Below are 23304 nucleotides of genomic sequence, written 5' to 3'. Positions count from 1 at the left end.
GCATCGCCGACCACCCAATCAACCGCCTCGCTGACCTCGCACCCTGGACCCTGCGGCCCCAAGCTATCTGACCCACGGCAGGCCGCCGTAGTCGTCGGCGGACGCTTACGATGCGGCCAGTGTCCGTCCCGCTCTCCGACCATCACTCGCGTCCGTGAGTCACTCGCTCCCGGGTGTCGAGCCCTCTGCTGCGCAGCGGCGGTGCCGGCCAAACCGATACGCGATTGGTCCCGCAAAATGCGCAGACGGAGGGGAGGGGGAAGAGCAATGGTGGGGAGCGGTGGGCTGCGCCGCATCACTTCCGCTGTCGTGCTCCAGCCATGCTACCGCCTTGGAGCAGTTCGACGTGCTCGGCCGGTGCTTCGGTCCAGCACCGCAGTTCCACCTGATCTGCGGCGTACCAGACATCATCGCCGCGCCGCGCCGCGTCACCGGCATCCGCTTCTGGCCTCGGCGCAGAACGGAGCCGTGCTCGACCTACACCGCGTGAGGCAGCGCCGCGTCGAGGATATGGTTGGCTCGACATTCGCGGAAGCGCCGCTCCGTGGAGGTCAGGTGTGCCCGGCGGTCGTGCCCCGTGACCGGTTCGGTAGCGTCGCCGCATGTCGCACGCCGGAGGTAAAAGCCTCCTCAGCCATTGATGGAAGTGGCTTGGGCTGCCCCGCGATGGAACCGTGGGGGTGCTGGCAGGGGTGGGAAATGGGTTCTCGGGCGTCGTGAATACGATGGTCTGCTCGCCGGCCATCTACGCTTCGATGGTCGCCGCCGCCTTCACGATGGCTTTCGAGACACCCACCTCTACCATCCCGCGAAGTTTGGTCGGCAAGCCATCCGTGGCATCACATAGCAGCGGTTCTCGCCACGAGCGCCGAGCGGACGCCTTTTGTTCGCGCTATCCGTTCACGCTCTCGGACGCCCTGAATGATGGTCTGGTCTGCCGCGTCATGGATGGGCTGACCGGGCTGCCGCCGGGGTCTCCGGCCAATATCGACCCCGATCAGCAGGTTGAGGTACTGGCAAAGGACGGCGTTTAGACCAGCGGTTCCGCCAGCACCGCTGCCTTGTTCACTGCACGGTTCCAGGCATCCGCAAACGCCCTGTCCAGTGCTCTGGCGAGGTGTTCGGCCTCTCGGAAGTGAGGGGTGAGGAGGCCAACCGCCACCTCGCCGCATACCGGACCTGGGAGCCGCTTCCGGTCGTAGAAGACACCTAGCGCTCTTGCGATGTGGGACCCATGCGGGGGCGTTGCAAGCACGGTGGGCCTCGCGTGAGCGGGCCAGACCGGGAATGCGCACTGGGGAGCAGAGGGCTGGTGGCGGAGTGGCTGGGGGACCTGGATTCGAACCAAGACTGCCCGAGTCAGAGTCGGGAGTTCTACCGTTAAACTATCCCCCACCGGGACCCTGCCGGCCTCTCCGGCGGCAGGGCGGCTCTGCTACCACTTCATCCGACGGGCCGCAACCACCCCACCGTCGAAAGCGCTTGCCCCTCACCCTACATTACAGGACGATGTACCATGCGGCCCTGCCAAGGGTGGCGCGACCGCCAGCGGTACCAATAGGGAGACGGGCCCACCAGCCCAGCGTGATGCCAGACGATACCGCAACTCTCGGGCTGCCAGAGCCGCATGCAGAGCCGCATGGATCCGCCTCGGAGCGGCATCCCGGCTATCTGGCCCCGCCCTACATGGCCCGTTGCGGGACCGCGTCCAGCGCTTATGCGGCGCTCGACCTCGGCACCAACAATTGCCGCCTGCTGGTCGGCGCCCCGGCCCATGCCGGCTTCCGCGTGGTCGACAGCTTCAGCCGAATCGTCCGGCTCGGGGAAGGCCTGGCCGCCACCGGCCGGCTGTCCGAGACCGCCATGGACCGCGCCGTCGCGGCGCTCGCCGCCTGCGCCGAGAAACTGGCCCGCCGCCCGGTCCGCCATCTCCAGGCCGTCGCCACCGAGGCCTGCCGCCGCGCCACCAACGGCGCCGCCTTCCTGGCCCGGGTCGAGGCCGAGACCGGCCTCCGCCCCCGCATCATCTCGGCGCGGGAGGAGGCGGAGCTGGCGATGGAATCCTGCTCCCCGCTGCTCGAGGACCAGGACCGCCGCGCGCTGCTCTTCGACATCGGCGGCGGCAGCACCGAGATCGCCTGGATCCGCGTCCCCGCCGCAGCGGGCCAGGCCGGCGGCCAGCCCCCGGCCGAGCTGATCGGCTATGTCTCCATGCCGCTCGGCGTGGTGACGCTGGCGGAGCGCGCGGGCGCCTCCTGCTTCACCGAGGAAGGCTTCCACGCGGTGGTGGACGAGGTGGCGGAGCATCTCCGCCGCTTCGACCGGGTGCATTGCATCGGCCAGGAGATCCGCGCCGGCGGCGTCCGGCTGATCGGCACCAGCGGCACCGTGACGACGCTGGCCGGCGTGGCGCTCGCCCTGCCGCGCTACCGCAGGCCGCTGGTCGATGGCCGCGTGCTGGACATCGAGGTCGCCGACCAGGCGCTGGGCGATCTCTTCGCCCTTGGCCGGGCCGGGCTGGCGGCGCATCCCTGCGTCGGGCCGGAACGGGTCGATTTCGTCCTGCCGGGCTGCGCGGTCTATGCCGCCATTCGCAAGGTCTGGCCGGTGCCGACGCTGACGGTCGCCGATCGCGGCCTGCGGGAGGGCATGCTGCTGCGGATGATCCGCGCCGACCGCATTGCGCCGCGCGACCGCGCGCCCCACCTCGCCAGGCGGCACGGGCCCTAGCCGCGGGCCGCGCCGCCCTCGCGCGGAGGCGCGGCGCCATTCTCACGTGAAGGCGCGGCGCCACCCTCGCGCCAAGGCGCGGCATCACCCTCGCGCCGAGGCGCGGCAGTCAGGATCCGCGAGACCCATGAAGGGAAAACCCACCGGCGGGCGTGGCGTCACCACGCGTCTGAAGACCGCCAAGGGCCGCAGCACCGCCAGCCAGAAATGGCTCGAGCGGCAATTGAACGACCCCTATGTCCGCGCCGCCCAGGCGGCCGGCTACCGGTCCCGCGCCGCCTTCAAGCTGATCGAGATCGACGACAAGCTGCATCTGCTGAAGCCGCGGGGACGGGTGGTCGACCTCGGCGCCGCCCCGGGCGGCTGGACCCAGGTGGCGCTGCAGCGGACCGGCCAAGGGGACAGCCATGCGGGGAAGGTCGTCGCCCTCGACCTGCTGGCGATGGACCCGGTGCCCGGCGCCATCGTGCTGCAGGGCGACTTCCAGGACCCGGCGGCGGAGCAGGCGGTGCTGGCCGCGCTCGACGGTCAGGCCGACCTGGTGCTTTCCGACATGGCGCCCAATACCACCGGCCACAACGCCACCGACCACCTGCGCATCATCGCGCTTGCCGAACTCGCGCTCGACTTCGCGCTGAAGGTGCTCTCGCCCGGCGGCGGCTTCGTCGCCAAGGTCTTCCAGGGCGGCACGGAGAAGGACCTGCTCGACCAGCTCAAGGCGCGCTTCGCCACGGTGCGTCACGTCAAGCCGCCGGCCAGCCGCAAGGACAGCGCCGAGCTCTACGTGGTCGCCACCGGCTTCCGCCCGGCAAGCCAGACCGGCGGCGCATAGCGCGGCCGCGCCAAACCCGCTTGCCGCGACCGCGCCCAAGGGTCTAAGGGGACGCGCCAAGGCAGCGGATCCGGCCGCCCCGTCCCTGGCGCGATCCCCGCCCCAAGGGCGGGTGCGCCGCGCAGGTCGCGCCCGAGTGCGAAAGGTCCCCCCATGGCCCCCGATTCCTCCCCGGACGCCACCAGTGCCCAGGGCGGCCCGCAAGGCCGCATCCGCAGCAGCCTCATCGAGGAGGCCTATGCCTTCGATGACGTGCTGCTGGTGCCGGCCTATTCCGCCGTGCTGCCGAACCAGACGGATACCCGCACCCGGCTGACCCGCGAGATCGCGCTCAACATCCCGCTGGTCGCCGCGGCGATGGACACCGTGACCGAGGCGCCGATGGCGATCGCGATGGCCCAGGCGGGCGGCATCGGCGTCATCCACAAGAACATGACGCCGGAGGAACAGGCCGCCCAGGTCCGCCGGGTGAAGAAGTTCGAGAGCGGCATGGTGGTGAACCCCGTCACCATCCATCCCGACCAGACGCTCGCCGATGTCCGCGCCATCCAGGACCAGCACCGCATCAGCGGCATCCCCGTGGTCGAGCGCGGCAAGCCGGGCGAGCCGGGCGGCCGCCTGGTCGGCATCATCACCAACCGCGACGTCCGCTTCGCCAGCGACCCCGGCACCCGGGTCTACGAGCTGATGACGCGCGACAACCTGGTCACCGCGACCGCCGACGTCACGCCGGAGCAGGCCCGCCACCTGCTGCACCGCCACCGCATCGAGAAGCTGCTGGTGGTCGACGATGCCGGCCGCTGCATCGGCCTCGTCACCGTCAAGGACATGGACAAGGCGCAGGCCCACCCGAGCTCGGTGAAGGACGCGCTCGGGCGGCTGCGCGTCGCCGCCGCCACCGGCGTCGGCGAGGACGGCTTGCGCCGGGTCGAGGCATTGATCGCCGCCGAGGTCGACGTCGTCGTGGTCGATACCGCGCATGGCCATTCCGGCGGCGTGCTGGCGGCGATCGAGCGCATCAAGCGGATGTCGAACGCGGTGCAGGTGGTCGCCGGCAACGTCGCCACGCCCGAGGGCGTCGAGGCGCTGATCGCCGCCGGCGCCGACGCGGTGAAGATCGGCATCGGCCCGGGCAGCATCTGCACGACGCGCATCGTCGCCGGCGTCGGCGTGCCGCAGCTGACCGCGGTGCTGGAAAGCGCCGCCGCGGCCCGCGCCCAGGGCGTGCCGGCCATCGCCGATGGCGGCATCCGCACCTCGGGCGACATCGCCAAGGCGATCGCCGCGGGCGCCGACTGCGTGATGATGGGCAGCCTCTTCGCCGGCACCGACGAGGCGCCGGGCGAGGTCTTCCTCTACCAGGGCCGCTCCTACAAATCCTATCGCGGCATGGGCAGCCTCGGCGCCATGGCCCGCGGCAGCGCCGACCGCTACTTCCAGCAGGAGGTGCAGGACACGCTGAAATTCGTCCCCGAGGGCATCGAGGGACGGGTCGGCTACAAGGGCCCGGTCGGCGCCGTGGTGCACCAGCTCGTCGGCGGCGTGCGCGCCGCCATGGGCTATACCGGCAACGCCACCATCGGCGAGATGCAGCAGAACTGCCGCTTCCGCCGCATCACCGGCGCCGGCCTGCGCGAGAGCCACGTGCACGACGTGGCAATCACGCGGGAAGCGCCGAACTACCGGCTCGAGGGCTGAGCCGGGCTGCGGGGGACGGCCTGCGGGCTAGAGCATTTTCCGCTCACATGCGTTCACGGCCAATGCTCTGGGTCATCGTGTTCAGAGCAGCTTCACCCGATCAGGTGATCCCACCTGATCGGGATCTGCTCTAGTCCCGCACCAGCTCCTGCAGCTCCGCCAGCTTGGCCAGGAGCTCGGCCTTGCGGACCGGCTTGGCCAGGTAGTTGTCGAAGCCGGCCTTGCGGTAATAGGCCTCGGCCCCGGTCATCGCGTCGGCGGTCAGCGCCAGCACCGGCACCTGGCCGAGCGCGCCGGGCAGTTCGCGGATGCGCCGCGTCGCCTCGATCCCGTCCATCTCGGGCATCTGCACGTCCATCAGGATCAGGTCGATGCCGCCCGCCGTGGCCTGCGCCACCGCCTCCAACCCGTTGGCCGCGAGGCGGACCCGGTAGCCCGCCTTCTTCAGCAGGCCGGTGACCACCAGCTGGTTCACCGGGATATCCTCGGCCACCAGCACGGTCAGGCCGCCCGGCTCCTCGTCCGCGGCGGGCAGGGCCGGCCCCGGCGCCGGGGTCACGGGCTCGGCCTGGGTGAGGCGGGCCAGGCAGGCCAGCAGGTCGCCGCGGCGGACCGGCTTCTCCAGCGCCGCATCGACCAGCCCGTCCAGGCTGCGGCGCGACTCCGGCAGGCCGGCCGAGGTGACCAGCACCAGCTTCAGCGGCAGCACCCCCGGCATGGCCCGGATCCGCCCGGCCAGAGTCAGGCCGGACATCCCCGGCATCATCTGGTCGAGCAGCGCGACGTCGTAGGGCGTGTCCGCCGCGATCGACCGCTCCACCGCCGCGATCGCCTCCAGCGCGTCGGCCGCCTCCTCCACCTGGAAGCCGAGCGCCGCGAGCTGGCGGGTGAAGACCTCGCGGTTCAGCGGGATGTCGTCCACCACCAGGATGCGGAGCGCCTTGCGCCAGGCATAGGGCAGGGCCGGCGCGGGGGCGACCGGCGCCAGGGCCGGCAGCAGCCGCACCGCGAACCAGAAGCGGGATCCCTGGCCGGGCGCGCTCTCGAGGCCGATCCGCCCGCCCATCAGCTGGACCAGCTGCTTGCTGATGGCGAGGCCGAGGCCGGTGCCGCCGTATTGCCGGGTGATCGAGTTGTCGGCCTGGCTGAACTTGTCGAAGAGCCTGGCCTGCACCTCGGGCGCGATGCCGATGCCGGTGTCGCGCACCTCGAACCGCACCGCGCCGGCATCGGCCTGATCCGCGGCCTCCGGCACCGCCTGCAGCGCGACCGAGCCGGTTGCGGTGAACTTCACCGCGTTGCTCAGCAGGTTCAGCAGCACCTGGCGCAACCGGGTCGGGTCGCCGCGCATGTGCACCGGCAGGGCGGGATCGACGAAGACCGAAACGTCGATGTGCTTGTCGGCGGCCTGCGGGGCCAGCAGGGCGGCGCAGTCCTCGACCAGCGCGACCAGGTCGAAATCCACCTCCTCCAGCTCGACCCGACCGGCCTCGAGCTTCGAGATGTCGAGGATGTCGTTGATGACGGTCAACAGCGCATCGGCGGAATCCCGCGTCAGCATCGCATACTTGCGCTGCTCCTCGGTCAGCACGGTCTCCAGCAGCAGGGCGTTCATGCCCATGACGCCGTTCATCGGCGTGCGGATCTCGTGGCTCATGTTGGCGAGGAAGTCGGTCTTGGCGCGGCTCGCCGCCTCGGCCTCGCGCATCGCCGCGCGCAGCCCCTCGTTCGCCTGCTCGGCGACCTGCCGTGCGGCGGAAACCTCGGCCAGCATCGTCTCCCGCCGCGCCAGCATGCGTGCGAGCAGGATGCTGAGCCCGAGCAGCAGCAGGGCGGCCGGGACGACGAGGCTCATGGTCCAGCGGGCGGTTCGCGTCCAGTCGCCGAGCACCGTCGCGTCGGTGATGGTGACGTTGGCGACCAGCGGGAAGTCGGCCAGCCGGCGCGGCGAGACGAGGCGCAGCTCGGTGCCGCCGCCGGCCAGCCGATGGCCGTCGGTGAGCTGCACGCCGGCCACCACGCCGGGCTTCAGCACATCGCGGAACACCGCCTGGTTGGCGAAGGACCGGCCGAGGATGGCGCCCGGCAACGGCTCCCGCGCCAGCAGCACCCCGTCGGCGCGGAACAGGGAAATGGCATAGTCCGGCCCGGCGGCGATGGCCTTGTAGAAATCCATGAAGAAGTCGCTGCGGATGCCGGTGATCACCACGCCGATCGGCGCGCCCGCGGCGTTCCGCAGCTGCCGGGCGAGGTAGAAGACCGTGCTGCCGGTGCCGCGGTTGGCGACGGGGGCGGAGAGGGTGACGCCTTCGAAGCCCGGCTGGATGGCGGCGCGGAAATAGTCCCGGTCGGCCAGGTTGATCGGCGGAGCCGGCCAGCTGCGGGTGAAGTTCACGATGTCGCCGTTCGGGGCGATGACGGTGGCGACGTCGATCTGCGGCGCGCCGTTCACCGCGCTTCGCATCAGGTCCCAGAATTCATGGCTGCCGAGCCGGGCACGGAGCTGGTCCGGGGTGTCGAGCCGGGCCTCGTCGACCTCCCGCTGGATCGAGCGGAGGACGAGGTCGGCGCCGCGGATGGTCTGGCTGGCGTGCTCGGCGAGGATAATGGTGAAGCCGCTGGCGCGGACCTTCCAGTCCTCGATCGCGGCCTCCCGGGTCCGCCAGAGCGCGAGGGCGGCGCCGCAAAGGATCAGCAGCGCGAGCAGCACGCCGCCCACCAGCAGGCTGCGGCTTCGGGCGGGCCAGCGGCCGCGCCGCGGCGGCGCGGGGATGCCTCGGGCGGGGAGCGGGTCTGGCTGCGGCACGGCGGCGGGTCTGGGCATCGCGAGGCTAAACACCAGCGGGTAAATTTCACCCTTTGGTATAAGGGATATGCTTCGCCTTTCGTAACCCGGCATGCACGACGTGATCGCCGGCCGGACCGAGGAAGGTGGGGCCGCCGCTTCGGCTTGCATCCCGGCCGGCCTCGCGTTAGGATTCTTGTCCTTTGCTGTTTGACAACCGAATCCTTTCGGCCCTCACCCGCCCGCCGTCTTCCCGCCCTTTGTCCGAAACCGGCACGGCCGGCGCGGCGACTCAAGGGCTCAAATGCTGAATTCCTCAATTCTCCCGGGCGGCATGCCAGCCCAGCCGCCGCTTTCCAGCCGCCCGGCCGGGCGGCGCCTCAAGCCGCTTGAGGGAATTTCCGACTTCAGGCCCTTCAATTCCAAAAGCTCCCGGGGGGCCGGTCCGAAGTTCCCGGGGACTGGGCGCGGCACCCGCAGGCCCTTGCCCGGGGCCCGCGCCCCCGGCTCAGGGCTGCATGTGGCTGCCGCCGGAGACGGTCATGTTCTCCCCGGTGATGTAGACCGCGCCGTTGCTCAGCAGGAAGCAGATCAGCGGCGCCACCTCGGACGGCTGCGCGTAGCGGCCCATCGGGATGCGCGACATGGTCTGCTCGGCGAATTTGTCGCTGCGGATCACCTCGGTCATCGGCGTCACCACCGTGCCGAAGCCGACCGAGTTGCAGCGGATGCCGTAGCGCGCCCATTCCCGCGCCCCGGTCATGGTCATCCCGAACAGCCCGGCCTTGGCCGCGGAGTAGTTCACCTGGCCGATCGAGCCGCGCTTGCCGGCGGTCGAGGAGATGTTGACGATCGCCCCGGTGGTGCCGGTCGGCTGCGGCAGGTCGGCCTTGGCGCGGTCGATCATGTGCCGCCCCACCGCCTGCATCATCAGGTAGCAGCCGGTCAGGTTGACATCGATCACCGCCTGCCACTGCTGCATGGTCATTTTGGCGAACATCGCGGGACGGGTGATGCCGGCATTGTTGACCAGCCCGTGCACCGCGCCGAAGCGCTTCGCCGCCTGCTCGACGCATGACTCGCCGAAACCCTCCTCGGCGACGTTGCCGAGCACGGGCAGGGTGCGCTCCTGGTCCATCTCGGCGGCGGTGGCCTTCAGCGTCTCCGGGTTGCGCTCGACCATCACGGCATTGCCGCCGAGGCCGACGACGAGCTCCGAGATCGCCCGGCCGATGCCCTGGCCGGCGCCGGTGACGACAATGGTGCGGCCCGTCAGGGCCATCGGGTTCTGCATCGTTTCCTCCGTTTTCTTCTGGACAGCGCAGTCTGCCGAAGCCGCGCGGGAAGGGCCAGCCATGCGCGATGCCGCCTTTCCGCCACGGATGCGCTACAGGGTCCAGATCACCGGAGGACCCCGATGCTGCAGCCGAAAGCCGCGATCTTCGACGCCTATGGCACGCTGCTGGATGTCCATGCCGCGGTCGGCCGCCATGCCGCCCGGCTGCGGGAGCGGGCCGGCGCCGTCTCCGCGCTGTGGCGGGCGAAGCAGATCGAATGGAGCTGGATCCTCTCCGCCACCGGCGCCTACGAGCCCTTCTGGGCGCTGACGGAGAAGGCGCTCGACCACGCGCTCGCGGTGCATGGGCCGGCCGACCCGGCGATGCGGGCCGGGCTGCTCGCCGCCTACCGGGAGCTCGACGCCTACCCGGAGGCGGCGCCGATGCTGTCCCGCCTGCGCGCCATGGGCATCCCGGCGGCCATCCTGTCGAACGGCTCGCCGGACATGCTGGCCGCCTCGGTCGCCGCCGGCGGCCTCGGGCCGCTGCTGGACGACGTGCTCTCGGTGCATCCGCTGCGCTGCTTCAAGCCGGACCCTCGGGTCTATGCGCTGGCCACCGCGCGCTTCGGCTGCCAGCCGCACGAGGTCGCCTTCGTCTCCTCCAACCCCTGGGACGCCTATGGGGCGCAGCGCTTCGGCTTCCGGGTCTTCTGGGTGAACCGATCGGGCGGGCCGGCGGAATACTGGCTCGATCAGACCGCGGTGATGCTGCCCGACCTCGCATCCCTGCCGGAGCGCCTGGCATGACCCCCGCCGCACGGCTCGCCGCGGCGATTGAGCTGCTGGAGGCGCTGGAGGCGCAGCCGCGCCGCCCGGCGGACGCCATCGCCAACGATTTCTTCCGCGCCCGCCGCTTCATCGGCGGCGGCGACCGGCGTGCCATTGCCGACCGCGCCTGGGGCGTGGTCCGTCAAAGGATGCGGCTCGACTGGTGGCTGGCCTGGGCCAAGTGCCGCCCGACCGCGCGGATGCTGGTGGCGGCCGAGCTGCTGCTGGTGGAAGGCCAGGAGGTCGAGTCCGTGCTGCGCGCCTTCCCCGGCGGGCAATATGCCGCCGAGCCGCTGAACGTGCTGGAGGAGCGGCTGCTGCGGACCCTGGCGCATCACCGCGGCACTGCGGCGGAAGTCGTCACCGGCCTGGTGCATCCCGACATGCCGGAGGAGGTCCGGCTGAACCTGCCGGCCTGGGTGCTGCCCGGCTTCCGCGCCCGCTTCGGCGATCGACTGGCCGAGGAGGCCGCGGCGATGGAACACGCGGCCCCGCTCGACCTCCGCGCCAACCTGCTGAAGGGAACGCGGGAGGACGCCGCTGCGGCGCTCGCCGCCGAGGGGTACGAATGCGAGCCGACCCGCTGGTCGCCCTGGGGCCTGCGGCTGCCCTCCCGCCGCCCGGTTACCGCGACCAAGGCCTTCACCGATGGCCTGATCGAGGTGCAGGACGAGGGCAGCCAGCTGATCGCCCTGCTGACCGACGCCCGGCCCGGACTGCGGGTGGCCGATCTTTGCGCCGGGGCGGGCGGCAAGACCCTGGCGCTGGCGGCGACGATGCGGAACAAGGGCCGCATCACCGCATGCGATGTCAATGCGCCGCGGCTGGAGGGGGCGGTCCGCCGGTTCCGCCGCGCCGGGGTGGACAATGCCGAGCGGCACCTGTTCGAGCCTGGCGACCGCTGGGCGAAGCGGCGGGCGGGGCAGTTCGACCGGGTCTTAGTCGATGCACCCTGCACGGGTACAGGTACTTGGCGGCGCAACCCCGACGCGCGGCTGCGTACCGGTTCCCAGGACCTCGCCGAACTGCGTGCGAAACAGCGTGAAATTTTGGACATCGCCGCGGAACTGGTGCGTGCCGAAGGGCGTCTGGTCTACGCTACCTGTTCATTGCTGCCGGAGGAGGATGAGGATCAAGTGTCCGGCTTCCTCGACCGCCACACGGGCTTCGCGCCGCTCCCCATGGCCGAGGCCTGGGCCGCGGCGGGCATGAATGGGGATGCGCCGGCCGGGGGAAAGTATCTGGTCACCAGCCCGGCGCAGCATGGCACGGACGGCTTCTTCGCCGCCGTATTGCAACGACGGTCCTGAGGGAAGGGCCAGCCAGGGAAGGGAAGCGCGCAGCATGATCTGCATCCGCCGCGCCCGCGCAGCCGACGCCGAGGCCATCGGCGCCGTGCATGTGTCGACTTGGCGCACGGCCTATGCCGGCGTGCTTCCCGACGGCTACCTGGCCGAGCTTTCGCCGCTGCGGCATGCCGCGGGCTATGAGCAGGCGATCACCGATCGCCGGCATGGCCATGCGGTCTTCGTCGCCGTCGCCTCTGGCGCCGATGCGCCGGTGGGTGCGGCCGGGGAGGGGGGCACCGTCGTCGGCTTCGTCTCCGGCGGCCGGGCCCGGCGGGACTGGCTGGCGCAGGGCGAGGTCGAGACCCTTTATCTGATGGACGACTACCGCGACCGCGGCATCGGCCGGCGGCTGATGCGGGCGATGTCGGCGCATCTGGCGGCGGTGGGTTGCCGGTCCGTCATGCTCTGGGTGCTGCAGGACAACCCCACTCGCTGGTTCTACCAGCACCTGCACGGCCGTCCGGCGGCGCAGGAAAGCATCCGCTTCGCCGGCCAGACGATGCAGCAGCTGGCCTTCGTCTGGGACCCGATCGAAACCCTGCTGGCGGCTACCGCTCCGGCGCCGGAAGGCTGATGGATCTGGGCCTGGCGCCGGCAATGCTTGCCCGGCTCGCGGCGCTGTGCTGCAAGGCGCCATGAACGACCCCGCTCCCTCCGCCGCCCGGCACGACCGCATCCTCATCCTCGACTTCGGCAGCCAGGTCACCCAGCTGATCGCCCGCCGGCTGCGGGAAGCCGGGGTCTATTGCGAGATCTGGCCCTTCACCGCCTCCAACGACCGGATCCGGGAATTCGCGCCGAAGGGCATCATCCTCTCGGGCGGACCGGCCAGCGTGACCGAGGGCGCCTCGCCCCGCGCTCCCGACTTCGTCTTCGAGAGCGGGCTGCCGGTGCTCGGCATCTGCTACGGCCAGCAGACCATGGCGACGCAGCTCGGCGGTTTGGTCGAAGGCGGCCATCCCGCCGAATTCGGCCGTGCCCATGTCGACGTCATCGGCGAATGCGCCATCACCCAAGGAATCTGGGCGAAGGGTGCGCGCGAGCAGGTCTGGATGAGCCATGGCGACAGGATCACCCGCCTGCCCCAGGGCTTCCGCGTGGTGGCGAGCAGCGAGGGCGCACCCTACGCGCTGATCGCCGACGACGCGCGGCACTACTACGGCACCATGTTCCACCCGGAAGTGGTGCACACGCCGCATGGCGGGGCCCTGCTGAAGAACTTCACCCAATTGGTCTGCGGCTGCCGCGACGACTGGACCATGGGCGCCTTCCGTGCCGAGGCGATCGCCCGGATCCGCGCACAGGTCGGCACCGGCCGGGTGATCTGCGGCCTGTCCGGCGGCGTCGATTCCAGCGTCGCTGCAGTGCTGCTGCACGAGGCAATCGGCGATCAGCTGACCTGCATCTATGTCGACCACGGGCTCATGCGGGCCGGCGAGTCGGCGCAGGTGGTGAAGACCTTCCGCGACCGCTTCAACATCCGGCTCGTCCACCGCGACGCCTCGGAGCTTTTCCTCGGCCAGCTCTCCGGCGTCACCGACCCGGAGGTCAAGCGGAAGACCATCGGCCGGCTGTTCATCGAGGTCTTCGAGGAAGAGCAGCAGAAGCTCGGCGGCGCCGACTTCCTCGCCCAGGGCACGCTCTATCCGGACGTGATCGAGAGCGTCTCGGCGACCGGCGGGCCGAGCGTCACGATCAAATCGCACCACAATGTCGGCGGCCTGCCCGCGCACATGCGCATGCAGCTGGTCGAGCCGCTGCGCGACCTGTTCAAGGACGAAGTCCGCGTGCTCGGCCGCGAGCTCGGCATGCCGGAGGAGATCGTCGGCCGGCATCCCTTCCCGGGTCCGGGCCTCGCCATCCGCATCCCCGGCGAAGTGACGCGGGAGAAGGCCGACATCCTGCGCCGCGCGGACACCATCTACCTCGAGGAAATCCGCAACGCCGGCCTGTATGATGCGATCTGGCAGGCCTTCACCGTGCTGCTGCCGGTGCGGACGGTCGGCGTCATGGGCGATGGCCGCACCTATGACAGCGCCTGCGCGCTGCGCGCGGTGACCAGCACGGATGGCATGACGGCCGATGTCTATCCCTTCGATATCGGCTTCCTGACCCGCGTAGCGAACCGCATCGTCAACGAGGTGCGCGGCATCAACCGCGTGACCTACGACATCACCTCGAAGCCGCCGGGGACGATCGAGTGGGAGTGACGGCGATGCCCGTCACCATCCACGGCATCAAGGCCTGCGACACCATGAAGAAGGCGCGCGCCTGGCTGGAGGATGCCGGCGTCGCGCATGCCTTCCACGATTACAAGACCCAGGGCATCGAGGAAGCCACGCTGCGCCGCTGGCTGGCGCAGGTGGGTTGGGAGGCGCTGCTGAACCGCGCCGGCACCACGTTCCGCAGGCTGCCCGAGGCGGCGCGGGAGGAACTGGACGAGGCGAAGGCGATCGGCCTCATGCTGGCGCAGCCTTCGATGATTAAGCGCCCCGTGCTGGAGGTGGACGGGGCCCTGCTGGTCGGCTTCAGGCCGGAGCTCTACGCGGCGCGCTTCCGCCAAGGATGAGGAACCAGGCAGGGAAGATGGTACCTGCCCCGGACCCCTCATCCATGTCCGTGAGCAGGGCGCCCTCCGTCCAGCGGTAGCCAACCCACGAAAGGCAAAGCTGGGGTTCGGGGGGAAATCCATTGTCCTCCCCACCCGTCCTGCCACGCGCGCCCGCCGAAGCTGGCGGCAGGACGCGAACAAGCGTCCTCGCTCCACCCCAGGCGGATGCAAGGCAGGCATCCGCGCGGCCTGGTTGAGACAGGCCGCGCGTGCAACCCCCGAAAAGGCCTTGGCTGTCAGTCCATGCGGATCAGCCGTTGTCCCACCAGCGCGCCTCGGCGGGCCACATCCAGCCGGGCAGGCCTTCGTACTGGCTGGCGCCATGGTCCGCATTGGCCTGGGCCACGGCATCGGCGCTGAGCACGTCAATGTTGGCGGTCGAGCTGCCGGTCGTGGTGACCTCGGCCTGCACCGCTCCGCCGCCGCCGCCCGACGGCGAGTAGGAGAGGTCGTAGACGGTGATGGAGGTGCCGCCGCCGCGGTTCATGATCGAGAAGACTTCGTTGATGCCGCCATGGTCGAAGTCGCGGCCGACATTGTCGGAGAAGCCACCATAGACCTTCCCGTCGACCGAGAAGGTGAGGCGGCCCGGCTGCCAGTCGAGCGTGTAGGTGTGCACCTTCGATTCGTCGACGCCGTTGTAGTAGATCGAGCCATAGACGTCGTTTCCGTCGGAGCCCTTGAAGTGCATCGTGCCGTAGGGGCGGCCGCCGATGAACTCGGCGAGGTCGTATTCCGGACCCGGCCACTTGTCGTTGCCCGGCCACAGCAGCGCGGCGGGGCCGGGGGCATGGCCGCTCATCGACAGGGTGATGCTGTAGGTGCCGTAGCCATGGCCGGCGGCGGAGCCCCAGGGATTCTCCATGATCCCGCTGTTGCCGCTGACCGTCACCTGGCCGCGCACGCTGGTGTCGATGCCATTGCCCCAGGTGTGGTTGAGGGCGCCGACGCCGTTGTTGAAGCTCTCGGAAAAATAGCTGCTCATTGAACCCGGTCTCCCGCGTTGAGGTCATGTTCTGGGCGGGGAGCCCGTGCCGCGCAGAAGGCGCACACTCGAGCCGCGGCCGGGGATCCATGTCCCCGTACCCCCCTGATTTGCGTCACGCACCGGCGGAAGCGCCGGCGGCAATCCCGGTTACCCTGCGTCACACGTGCAATGCAAGGATTGAAGATAATATACGTTTCGTAGGCAAAAATGTGAAAACGGCCTGACACCTAGGTTTTTACGCGGTCATTCTCGCCACAAAACTTGCCGGAAATGATCTTGCGTCGCGCGCTATGCGGCGGCGAAGCTTGCTTTCGGGCCAAGCGGGTCCACGCGGGAAAAGGAATGAGCGTGATGTATCAGCAGGCCGCGCGCCTCGGGATGACGCTGTTCGGAATTGCCGCGTCGACATTTTCTGCCGTCGCGCAGCCCGCGCCGGACACCATCGGCGCCATCCGCGCGCGCGGTCAGCTGTCATGCGGCGTCTCGATCAACGCGGTCGGCTTCGCGCTGCCGGATGCGCGCGGCAATTACAGCGGGCTCGACGTCGATACCTGCCGCGCAGTCGCCGCCGCGGTGCTCGGCGACGCGACCAAGGTGAAGTTCGTCCCCACCACCTCGCAGGTCCGGTTCACCGCGCTGCAGTCGGGCGAGGTCGACATGCTGGCGCGCAACACGACCTGGACCCTCGGGCGCGAGGTGCAGCTCGGCCTCGCCTTCGCCTCGGTGAATTTCTACGACGGCCAGGGCTTCATGGTGAAGCAATCGCTCGGCGTGAAGTCGGCGAAGCAGCTGGATGGTGCGACGGTTTGCGTGCAGCCGGGCACGACGACGGAGCTGAACCTGGCGGACTACTTCCGTGCCAACAAGATGCGCATGACCCCGGTGGTGATCGAGCAGCCCGAGGAGATCCGCCAGGCCTTCATCAGCGGCCGCTGCGACGCCTATACCAACGACGCCTCCTCGCTCGCCTCCTTCCGCACCAGCCAGGGCAAGGAGGGCGAGCAGTTCGTCCTGCTGCCGGAGATCATCTCGAAGGAGCCGCTGGGGGCCGTGGTGCGCAAGGGCGACTGGCGCTGGTTCGACGTGGTGCGCTGGAGCCACTTCGCCATGGTGACGGCCGAGGAACTGGGGATCACCAGCCGGAACATCGATGGCTTCATGGGCAGCGGCAATCCGGACGTGCAGCGGCTGCTCGGCAAGTCGGGCGACTTCGGCCGCGCGATGGGGCTCGACAACGACTGGGCGGTGCGGATCATCCGCCAAGTCGGCAATTCCGAGGAAAGCTGGGAGCGCAACATCACGCCGATGGGCGTGCCGCGCGGGATCAACAATCTCTGGACCAAGGGTGGCTTGCAGTATGCGCCGCCGATCCGTTGACGGGTTTGCAGCGCGCTTGACGTAGCCCGGCGCGGCGCCGCAGGCTGGCCCGATCAGGCCGGCAGAGACCGGCCGATCGGGAGGTCCCCATGCATCGTCTGTTCGCGGCGACGATCACCGCCGCAATCCTTGCCGCGGGGCCGTCCGCGGCGCAGCGCGTGCTCACCATCGGGGCGCAGACGCCGCCCAGCGCGCTCGACCCGCACTACCACAATACGCAGAACAACAACCAGATCGCCCGGATGGTTTTCGAGTCGCTGTTCGAGCTGGATAACAAGGTGCGGTTCCAGCCGCGCCTGGCGCGCAGCATGCGGCCGCTCGACGACCTGACCTGGGAGGTGAAGCTCAATACCGCCGCCCGCTTCCACGACGGCACGCCCTTCGAGGCGGAGGATGTTGCCTTCACCTTCGCCCGTGTGCCCACCGTGCCGAACAGCCCGGCATTGTTCACTTCCGCCGTGCGCAGCATCTCGGCGGTCGAGGTGGTGGACGCGGAGACGATCCTTTTACGGACGCGCGAGCCCAATCCGCTGATGCGCTTCGACATGGCCTCGCCGGTCATCCTGTCGCGCAAGATCCATGGGCCGAGCCCGCAGACTGCCGATTTCAACAGCGGCAGGCTGATGGTCGGCACCGGCCCCTATCGCCATGTCGACTACCGGCAGGGCGAGCGGCTGGAACTGGCCCGCAACACGGACTGGTACGGCCCGGTCGAGCCCTGGGACCGGGTGGTCTACCGCTTCATCCCGCAGGCGGGGTCCCGCACTGCGGCGCTGCTGGCCGGGGAGGTCGACCTGATCGACTACGTCCCCGTGCAGGACATCCCCCGCCTGCAGCAGGATGCGCGCTTCGCGGTCTCCCAGATCGACAGCATCACCTTCGTCTACCTGGCGCCTGACGCGATGCGGGAATCCTCGCCCTTCGTGACCGACAGGCAGGGCAAGCCGCTGCCCGCGAACCCCCTGGCCGACCGGCGGGTGCGGGAGGCGCTGTCCCTGGCGATACCGCGCCAGCAGATCGCCGACCGCCTCTACAGCGGCCTTGCCTCCCCAGCCGACCAGTTCGCGGCCCCCGGGGCGGAGCACCGGCTGGAGGGGATCGGGCCGCTGCCCTTCGACCAGGCGCGCGGGCGGGCGTTGCTGGCGGAGGCAGGCTACCCCCAGGGCTTCCGGCTGACGCTGCACGGGCCGAACGGCTTCTTCCCGTCAGACGACAACCTGCTGCAGGCGATCGCCCAGGGCTTCTCCCGGATCGGCATCGAGGCGCAGGTGCAGACCCTGCCGCCGGCGACGCTCTTCACCCGGGCGACCAACCGCGACTTCTCGATCTTCATGACCTACTACAGCAGCTATACCTCGCTCATCCCGTTGCGGAACGTGGTGATGACGCGCAATGCGGAGCTCGGCCACGGCGCCTTCAACCGCCAGCGCTATTCCAACCCGGCTGTGGACGGGCCGCTGGCCCAGGCCCTGACCGCGATGGACGAGGAGCGCCGGCGCGACCTGACCCAGGCGGCAATGCGCGCGCTGCTGGAGGACAAGGGGCTGATCCCGGTGATCAACCTGAAGAACGCCTGGGCCGGGCGGCGCGACAAGGTGGTCTACGACCCGAGCCCGCCCAACATGACCGAGCCGCGGCTGGCCCACCCCCCGGGTTGACCGGTCGGCGCACGCGGCGGAGGCTCGCGCGGTTCCGCCGGAAGGATCCCGCATGCCCGACGCCGCCCTGCTCGCCCGCCTCGCCGCCGCCGTGGAGGCGAATTTCGAGCAGGAGGTCGCCTTTCTCGGCGACCTCGTCCGCTTCCCGAGCACCCGTGGCAACGAGGCGCCGCTGCAGGACTGGATGGCGCGGCAGCTCGCGGCCCGCGGCTATGGCGTCGACCGCTACACCTTGGCCGACGTGCCCCTGGCGCAGCACCCGAAGGCCAGCCCGATGGTGGAGGCCGACCCGGCAAAATCGGTGCAGGTGGTCGCCACGCATCGCGCCAAGGACCCGACCGGCCGCAGCCTGATCCTGCAGGGACATATCGACGTGGTGCCGGAAGGGCCGGCCGACATGTGGACCTATCCGCCCTACAGCGCGACCATTAGGGATGGCTGGATGCACGGCCGTGGCGCGCACGACATGAAGTCGGGCGTCGCCGCCATGGTTTTCGCCATGGACGCGCTGAAGGCCGCGGGGCTGGAGCCCGCCGCCGATGTCCATGTGCAGACCGTGACCGAGGAGGAGAGCACCGGCAACGGCGCGCTCTCGACCCTGCTGCGCGGCTACCGGGCGGAGGCGGCGCTGGTGCCGGAGCCGACGGGCGGGACGATCACCCGGGCGCATACCGGCACGCTGTGGTTCCGCATCGCGGTGCGCGGGGTGCCGGTGCATGTCGCGGTGGCGCAGTCCGGCAGCAACGCCATCCTCTCGGCCTACCACCTGATCCAGGCGCTGCAGGAGCATACGAAGCGGATCAACCAGGAGGCCAAGGCGCATTCCTGGTACAAGGACATCGACTCGCCGCTGAAGTTCAACCCCGGCATCATCCGCGGCGGCGACTGGGCGAGCTCCACCCCCGCCTGGTGCGAGGTGGATTGCCGCATCGGCCTGCTGCCCGGCACCGACGTGGCCGAGGCCCGCGCCGCGGTGGAGCGCTGCGTCGCCGAGGCGGCGCGGGGCGACAACTTCCTCGCCAACAACCCGCCCTCGGTCACCTGGCACGGCTTCCTGGCGGATGGCTACGTGCTGGAGCCGGGGAGCGAGGCCGAGGCGGTGCTGGCGGCGGCCCACAACCAGGTCTTCGGCGAGGCGATGCCCGCCCGCATCACCACCGCGGTGAACGACACCCGGTTCTATGGCCTCTATTTCGGCATCCCCGGCCTCTGCTACGGGCCGAAGGGGGAGGGGGCACATGCCTTCGACGAGCGCACCGAGCTGGCGCACCTGAAGAAGACCACGCTGTCGATCGCCGCCTTCATCGCCGATTGGTGCGGCACCCGTCCGCTCGCCTGAAGGCTTGCGCCGCCGGGGCCATTCCTGACAAAGACCGGCCTTCCAGTTCAAGGAGGATGGTCATGCCCGCATCCCACGCGCGCGCGGCCCGGCCTGGATGGTGCGGGGCCGTCGCCACCGCCCTGGTCCTGCTGCTGCCGGCCCTGGCGGCGGCGCAGGACAAGCCCGCCCCACGCGCCGGGCCCGCGGCGCGGCCCCATGCCGGGGCGGCCGGCACCCCGGGCCTGGCGCCGCTGCAGACAGAGCCGGGCGATATCTGGGCCGAGGTCCGCAGCTGGAGCAAGGGCAAGGCTGCCCCGGCCAGGCCCGACCCGGCACGAAAGACCGCCGATTCGGCCGACCGCCCGGCCGAGGCCGCGGCGCGCAGGCCGCGCCGGACCCGGCCCTGCGCGCCAGAGGCGCCGAATTGCGGCCGCGAGCCGGCGCGGGCACCGGCCAATCCTGGCTAGCGCTTCGGCGCGGCGAAAGCGCCGCGAGTCCCGCCGAGGCATCCCCCGCCCCCTCGGGAAAGGCTTGACGGACGGGCGGCAATCGCGGCCCTATGTTCGAACAAAAAGAGAACATTGGCTTCCCGCCTGGATTTTTGCGTGGCGATTTTTTTGAACCAAACACCCGATATGGTGTTAGACTTGCTCTCTCGCTCCAATATCTTGTGTAGGAACCGTCCAACATGCATGCTCCGGTCCGGGGGATTGAGGGGGATGTGACCGTGTTCGATGCGGTACAGTTGGCAGGACATCACCAGGTCCAGGTGGACCGGACGCGCGACGCGCTGCTGACCGATTTTGGTAAGGCGACGCTGGACGACCGTTACCTGCTGCCGGGGGAGAGCTACCAGGACCTGTTCGCCCGCGTGGCCAGCGCCTTCGGCGACGATGCCGCGCATGCGCAGCGGATTTACGACTACATCAGCAAGCTCTGGTTCATGCCGGCGACGCCGGTGCTGTCGAACGGCGGCACCACGCGCGGCCTGCCGATCTCCTGCTTCCTGAACGAGGCGTCCGATAGCCTCGACGGCATCGTCGGCCTGTGGAACGAGAATGTCTGGCTGGCCGCCAAGGGCGGCGGCATCGGCAGCTATTGGGGCAACCTGCGCGGCATCGGCGAGAAGGTCGGCCGCAACGGCAAGACTTCCGGCGTTGTGCCCTTCATCCGGGTGATGGACAGCCTGACCTTGGCGATCAGCCAGGGCTCGCTGCGGCGCGGCTCCGCCGCCTGTTACCTGCCGGTCTCCCATCCCGAGATCGAGGAGTTCATCGAGATCCGCCGCCCCACCGGCGGCGACCCGAACCGCAAGGCGCTGAACCTGCATCACGGCGTGCTGCTGCCGGACGCCTTCATGCGCGCGGTCGAGGCCGATGAGGACTGGGCGCTGACCAGCCCGAAGGACGGCGCGCTTGTGAAGAAGATCTCGGCCCGCGCGCTCTGGATCCGCATCCTCACGGCGCGGATCGAGACCGGCGAGCCCTACCTGATCTTCTCCGACCAGGTGAACCGGGCGATGCCGGCGCACCACAAGCTGGCGGGGCTCGAGGTCAAGACCTCCAACCTCTGCTCCGAGATCACGCTGCCGACCGGCCGCGACCAGCATGGCCGCGACCGCACCGCCGTCTGCTGCCTGTCCTCGCTCAACCTCGAGACCTGGTTCGAGTGGAAGGACAATCCGCGCTTCATCCCGGACGTGATGCGCTTCCTCGACAACGTGCTGCAGGAGTTCATCGACACAGCGCCGGATTCCATGGCGAAGGCGAAGTACTCCGCCATGCGCGAACGCTCGGTCGGCCTCGGCGTCATGGGCTTCCACAGCTTCCTGCAGGGGCTGAACGTGCCCTTCGAGAGCGTGGTGGCGAAGGTCTGGAACAAGCGAATGTTCAAGCACATCCGCGAGCAGGCCGACCTCGCTAGCCGCATCCTGGCGGAGGAGCGCGGTCCCTGCCCGGATGCCGCCGAGTACAATTCGATGGAGCGCTTCTCCAACAAGATGGCGATCGCGCCGACGGCGTCGATCAGCATCATCTGCGGCGGCGCATCCCCGGGGATCGAGCCGATCGCGGCCAATGTCTACAACCACAAGACGCTGTCCGGCAGCTACATCGTCCGCAACCCCTACCTGAAGAAGGTGCTGGCGAAGCACGGCCGCGACGATGCCGAGACCTGGACCACGATCACGGTCAACAAGGGCAGCGTGCAGCACCTCGACTTCCTGACCGAGCAGGAGCGGGCGACCTTCCGCACGGCCTTCGAGCTCGACCAGCGCTGGGTGGTGGAACACGCCGCCGACCGCACGCCCTTCGTCTGCCAGAGCCAGTCGGTGAACCTGTTCCTGCCGGCCAACGTGCACAAGCGGGACCTGCACCAGATCCACATGATGGCCTGGAAGCGCGGCGTGAAGTCGCTGTACTACTGCCGTTCGCTGTCGATCCAGCGGGCCGACACGATCAGCGAAAAGGTGGTCGGCCAGGGCGACGTGATGGCGGCGCACGTGCCGCAGCCGCGGCCGATGGCGATCGTCGCCAAGGCCGGCAACAGCACGGACTATGAGGAATGCCTCGCCTGCCAGTAGGCCGGGCTGCGCCTCCGTCCGGTTCCATCCGACAGGGGGCTGTCCGCCGCATGGACAGTCCTCGCAACGATCCTGCACCCCCAGCACAACGAATGACGGGCACCATGGCCGACGGCAATTTCCCACCCGACCAGCATCCGGTCCGTTTCGACCTGCTGACCTCCAATCCGGTCTACAAGCCCTTCCGCTATCCCTGGGCCTATGACGCCTGGCTGATGCAGCAACGCATCCACTGGCTGCCCGAGGAGGTGCCGCTCGCCGACGACGTCAAGGACTGGCAGAAGAACCTTACGCCGACCGAGAAGAACCTGCTGACGCAGATCTTCCGCTTCTTCACCCAGGCGGATGTCGAGGTGAATAACTGCTACATGAAGCACTACTCCCAGGTGTTCAAGCCGACGGAAGTGCTCATGATGATGTCAGCGTTCAGCAACACCGAGACGATCCACATCGCGGCCTATTCCCACCTGCTCGACACGGTGGGGATGCCGGAAGTCGAATACACGGCCTTCCTCAAGTACAAGGAGATGAAGGACAAGTTCGACTACATGCAGAACTTCTCGGTCGCCAGCAAGACCGAGATCGCCAAGACCCTCGCTGCCTTCGGCGCCTTCACCGAGGGGCTGCAGCTCTTCGCCTCCTTCGCCATCCTCATGAACTTCCCCCGCTTCAACAAGATGAAGGGGATGGGGCAGATCGTGTCCTGGTCGGTGCGCGACGAGACGCTGCACTGCCTGTCCATCATCCGGCTGTTCCGCACCTTCGTGCAGGAAAACCCGGAGATCTGGACCGAGCAGCTGAAGCAGGAACTGGTCGAGATCTGCGCCACCATCGTCGAGCACGAGGACGCCTTCATCGACCTGGCCTTCGAGCTGGGCGGCGTCGAGGGCCTCGATGCCGCCCAGACCAAGCAGTACATCCGCTTCATCGCCGATCGCCGGCTGCAGCAGCTCGGCCTCGAGCCGCACTACAATATCGAGAAGAATCCGCTGCCCTGGCTGGACGAAATGCTGAACGCGGTCGAGCACACCAATTTCTTCGAGAACCGCTCGACCGAGTATTCCCGCGCCAGCACTGAGGGCAGCTGGGAGGACGTCTGGGCCCCGAGCATCGGCCAGGACTGGTCCGCCGCCCCCGCCGCGGCGCAACAGGTTCCCTAGGAGCCCGTCCCGGTAACCGGATTTTGGACTGATGCCGCTGGGGGCGGAGCGGCGCTCTTTCGATGTGCGCCGCCGCTGTGCGTCAGGCAGCGGCTGCCCTGGCGAGC

The 23304-nt window shown here is 69.4% G+C and carries 19 protein-coding genes and 1 tRNA gene; 16 read left to right on the top strand and 4 right to left on the bottom strand.

Annotated elements, in window-relative coordinates:
• Positions 1–331 precede the first annotated feature (331 nt).
• The gene (locus E2C06_RS37990; RefSeq protein ID WP_165982732.1) at positions 332–490 is read left to right on the top strand and encodes a hypothetical protein; all 159 of its coding nucleotides are present in this window, start codon (positions 332–334) and stop codon (positions 488–490) included.
• 190 nt (positions 491–680) lie between these two features.
• On the top strand, positions 681–1034 hold the full coding sequence (locus tag E2C06_RS29005) for a hypothetical protein (protein ID WP_133292065.1): 354 nt from the start codon (positions 681–683) through the stop codon (positions 1032–1034).
• Between the two features lie 287 nt (positions 1035–1321).
• Here E2C06_RS29005 and E2C06_RS29000 read toward each other — a convergent pair.
• Positions 1322–1395 (bottom strand) — tRNA-Gln (locus E2C06_RS29000).
• A gap of 192 nt (positions 1396–1587) precedes the next feature.
• Between E2C06_RS29000 and E2C06_RS28995 the strand changes: the two genes are divergently transcribed.
• From E2C06_RS28995 to guaB, 3 genes are all read left to right on the top strand, one after another.
• Complete coding sequence (locus E2C06_RS28995) at positions 1588–2730, top strand: Ppx/GppA phosphatase family protein (protein ID WP_456305193.1); 1143 nt, start codon at positions 1588–1590, stop codon at positions 2728–2730.
• Between the two features lie 127 nt (positions 2731–2857).
• Positions 2858–3562, top strand: a complete 705-nt coding sequence (locus E2C06_RS28990; RefSeq protein ID WP_133292064.1) for an RlmE family RNA methyltransferase — start codon at positions 2858–2860, stop codon at positions 3560–3562.
• A 153-nt stretch (positions 3563–3715) separates the two neighbouring features.
• Positions 3716–5260 carry an IMP dehydrogenase gene (gene guaB, locus E2C06_RS28985; RefSeq protein ID WP_133292063.1) on the top strand — a complete coding sequence of 515 codons (1545 nt, stop codon included), beginning with the start codon at positions 3716–3718 and terminating at the stop codon, positions 5258–5260.
• A 130-nt stretch (positions 5261–5390) separates the two neighbouring features.
• On the opposite strand, the gene E2C06_RS28980 is transcribed toward guaB, so the two are convergent.
• Both E2C06_RS28980 and E2C06_RS28975 read right to left on the bottom strand, forming a co-directional pair.
• Positions 5391–8084 (bottom strand): hybrid sensor histidine kinase/response regulator, encoded by a 2694-nt coding sequence (locus E2C06_RS28980; protein ID WP_165982731.1) that lies wholly within the window; start codon positions 8082–8084, stop codon positions 5391–5393.
• A gap of 469 nt (positions 8085–8553) precedes the next feature.
• Positions 8554–9339, bottom strand: a complete 786-nt coding sequence (locus tag E2C06_RS28975) for an SDR family NAD(P)-dependent oxidoreductase (RefSeq protein WP_133292061.1) — start codon at positions 9337–9339, stop codon at positions 8554–8556.
• Between the two features lie 123 nt (positions 9340–9462).
• On the opposite strand from E2C06_RS28975, the gene E2C06_RS28970 reads away from it, so the two are divergent.
• The 5 genes from E2C06_RS28970 (at position 9463) to E2C06_RS28950 (ending at position 14070) form a co-directional block, all read left to right on the top strand.
• Positions 9463–10131, top strand: coding sequence for a haloacid dehalogenase type II (locus E2C06_RS28970; RefSeq protein ID WP_133292060.1), 669 nt, complete (start codon positions 9463–9465; stop codon positions 10129–10131).
• The gene (locus E2C06_RS28965; protein ID WP_133292059.1) at positions 10128–11462 is read left to right on the top strand and encodes an RsmB/NOP family class I SAM-dependent RNA methyltransferase; all 1335 of its coding nucleotides are present in this window, start codon (positions 10128–10130) and stop codon (positions 11460–11462) included. The genes E2C06_RS28970 and E2C06_RS28965 overlap by 4 nt, the downstream gene beginning before the upstream one ends.
• A gap of 34 nt (positions 11463–11496) precedes the next feature.
• Positions 11497–12075, top strand: a complete 579-nt coding sequence (locus E2C06_RS28960) for a GNAT family N-acetyltransferase (RefSeq protein WP_133292058.1) — start codon at positions 11497–11499, stop codon at positions 12073–12075.
• Positions 12076–12136: 61 nt separating this feature from the next.
• The gene (gene guaA, locus E2C06_RS28955) at positions 12137–13711 is read left to right on the top strand and encodes a glutamine-hydrolyzing GMP synthase (RefSeq protein ID WP_133292057.1); all 1575 of its coding nucleotides are present in this window, start codon (positions 12137–12139) and stop codon (positions 13709–13711) included.
• A gap of 5 nt (positions 13712–13716) precedes the next feature.
• Positions 13717–14070 (top strand): ArsC family reductase, encoded by a 354-nt coding sequence (locus E2C06_RS28950; protein ID WP_133292056.1) that lies wholly within the window; start codon positions 13717–13719, stop codon positions 14068–14070.
• Between the two features lie 292 nt (positions 14071–14362).
• Here E2C06_RS28950 and E2C06_RS28945 read toward each other — a convergent pair whose 3' ends face one another.
• Positions 14363–15097, bottom strand: coding sequence for a family 16 glycosylhydrolase (locus E2C06_RS28945; protein ID WP_133292055.1), 735 nt, complete (start codon positions 15095–15097; stop codon positions 14363–14365).
• Positions 15098–15451: 354 nt separating this feature from the next.
• On the opposite strand from E2C06_RS28945, the gene E2C06_RS28940 reads away from it, so the two are divergent.
• The 6 genes from E2C06_RS28940 (at position 15452) to E2C06_RS28915 (ending at position 23197) form a co-directional block, all read left to right on the top strand.
• On the top strand, positions 15452–16477 hold the full coding sequence (locus E2C06_RS28940; protein ID WP_133292067.1) for an amino acid ABC transporter substrate-binding protein: 1026 nt from the start codon (positions 15452–15454) through the stop codon (positions 16475–16477).
• Positions 16478–16566: 89 nt separating this feature from the next.
• A complete protein-coding gene (locus E2C06_RS28935; RefSeq protein ID WP_133292054.1) occupies positions 16567–18135 on the top strand; it encodes an ABC transporter substrate-binding protein in 1569 nt (522 codons plus the stop codon).
• A 52-nt stretch (positions 18136–18187) separates the two neighbouring features.
• The gene (locus tag E2C06_RS28930; RefSeq protein ID WP_133292053.1) at positions 18188–19474 is read left to right on the top strand and encodes an ArgE/DapE family deacylase; all 1287 of its coding nucleotides are present in this window, start codon (positions 18188–18190) and stop codon (positions 19472–19474) included.
• 62 nt (positions 19475–19536) lie between these two features.
• Positions 19537–19923: a hypothetical protein gene (locus tag E2C06_RS28925; protein ID WP_133292052.1), complete on the top strand. Its 387-nt coding sequence runs from the start codon at positions 19537–19539 to the stop codon at positions 19921–19923.
• 221 nt (positions 19924–20144) lie between these two features.
• Positions 20145–22037, top strand: a complete 1893-nt coding sequence (locus E2C06_RS28920) for a ribonucleoside-diphosphate reductase subunit alpha (protein ID WP_133292051.1) — start codon at positions 20145–20147, stop codon at positions 22035–22037.
• Positions 22038–22129: 92 nt separating this feature from the next.
• Positions 22130–23197 carry a ribonucleotide-diphosphate reductase subunit beta gene (locus E2C06_RS28915; RefSeq protein WP_241671522.1) on the top strand — a complete coding sequence of 356 codons (1068 nt, stop codon included), beginning with the start codon at positions 22130–22132 and terminating at the stop codon, positions 23195–23197.
• The last annotated feature ends 107 nt before the right edge of the window (positions 23198–23304 follow it).

Origin of the sequence: Dankookia rubra (assembly GCF_004355005.1) — a bacterium.
Classification (GTDB): Bacteria; Pseudomonadota; Alphaproteobacteria; order Acetobacterales; family Acetobacteraceae; genus Paracraurococcus; species Paracraurococcus ruber_A.
This window is presented reverse-complemented; position numbering and strand designations above follow the sequence as displayed.

What these genes read in the sequence shown, in the direction of transcription:
- E2C06_RS28995 (WP_456305193.1), top strand. Translation starts at nt 1,588, where the DNA reads ATGCCAGACGATACCGCAACTCTCGGGCTGCCAGAGCCGCATGCAGAG.
- E2C06_RS28990 (WP_133292064.1), top strand. Translation starts at nt 2,858, where the DNA reads ATGAAGGGAAAACCCACCGGCGGGCGTGGCGTCACCACGCGTCTGAAG.
- guaB (WP_133292063.1), top strand. Translation starts at nt 3,716, where the DNA reads ATGGCCCCCGATTCCTCCCCGGACGCCACCAGTGCCCAGGGCGGCCCG.
- E2C06_RS28980 (WP_165982731.1), bottom strand. Translation starts at nt 8,084, where the DNA reads ATGCCCAGACCCGCCGCCGTGCCGCAGCCAGACCCGCTCCCCGCCCGA.
- E2C06_RS28975 (WP_133292061.1), bottom strand. Translation starts at nt 9,339, where the DNA reads ATGCAGAACCCGATGGCCCTGACGGGCCGCACCATTGTCGTCACCGGC.
- E2C06_RS28970 (WP_133292060.1), top strand. Translation starts at nt 9,463, where the DNA reads ATGCTGCAGCCGAAAGCCGCGATCTTCGACGCCTATGGCACGCTGCTG.
- E2C06_RS28965 (WP_133292059.1), top strand. Translation starts at nt 10,128, where the DNA reads ATGACCCCCGCCGCACGGCTCGCCGCGGCGATTGAGCTGCTGGAGGCG.
- E2C06_RS28960 (WP_133292058.1), top strand. Translation starts at nt 11,497, where the DNA reads ATGATCTGCATCCGCCGCGCCCGCGCAGCCGACGCCGAGGCCATCGGC.
- guaA (WP_133292057.1), top strand. Translation starts at nt 12,137, where the DNA reads ATGAACGACCCCGCTCCCTCCGCCGCCCGGCACGACCGCATCCTCATC.
- E2C06_RS28950 (WP_133292056.1), top strand. Translation starts at nt 13,717, where the DNA reads ATGCCCGTCACCATCCACGGCATCAAGGCCTGCGACACCATGAAGAAG.
- E2C06_RS28945 (WP_133292055.1), bottom strand. Translation starts at nt 15,097, where the DNA reads ATGAGCAGCTATTTTTCCGAGAGCTTCAACAACGGCGTCGGCGCCCTC.
- E2C06_RS28940 (WP_133292067.1), top strand. Translation starts at nt 15,452, where the DNA reads ATGTATCAGCAGGCCGCGCGCCTCGGGATGACGCTGTTCGGAATTGCC.
- E2C06_RS28935 (WP_133292054.1), top strand. Translation starts at nt 16,567, where the DNA reads ATGCATCGTCTGTTCGCGGCGACGATCACCGCCGCAATCCTTGCCGCG.
- E2C06_RS28930 (WP_133292053.1), top strand. Translation starts at nt 18,188, where the DNA reads ATGCCCGACGCCGCCCTGCTCGCCCGCCTCGCCGCCGCCGTGGAGGCG.
- E2C06_RS28925 (WP_133292052.1), top strand. Translation starts at nt 19,537, where the DNA reads ATGCCCGCATCCCACGCGCGCGCGGCCCGGCCTGGATGGTGCGGGGCC.
- E2C06_RS28920 (WP_133292051.1), top strand. Translation starts at nt 20,145, where the DNA reads ATGCATGCTCCGGTCCGGGGGATTGAGGGGGATGTGACCGTGTTCGAT.
- E2C06_RS28915 (WP_241671522.1), top strand. Translation starts at nt 22,130, where the DNA reads ATGACGGGCACCATGGCCGACGGCAATTTCCCACCCGACCAGCATCCG.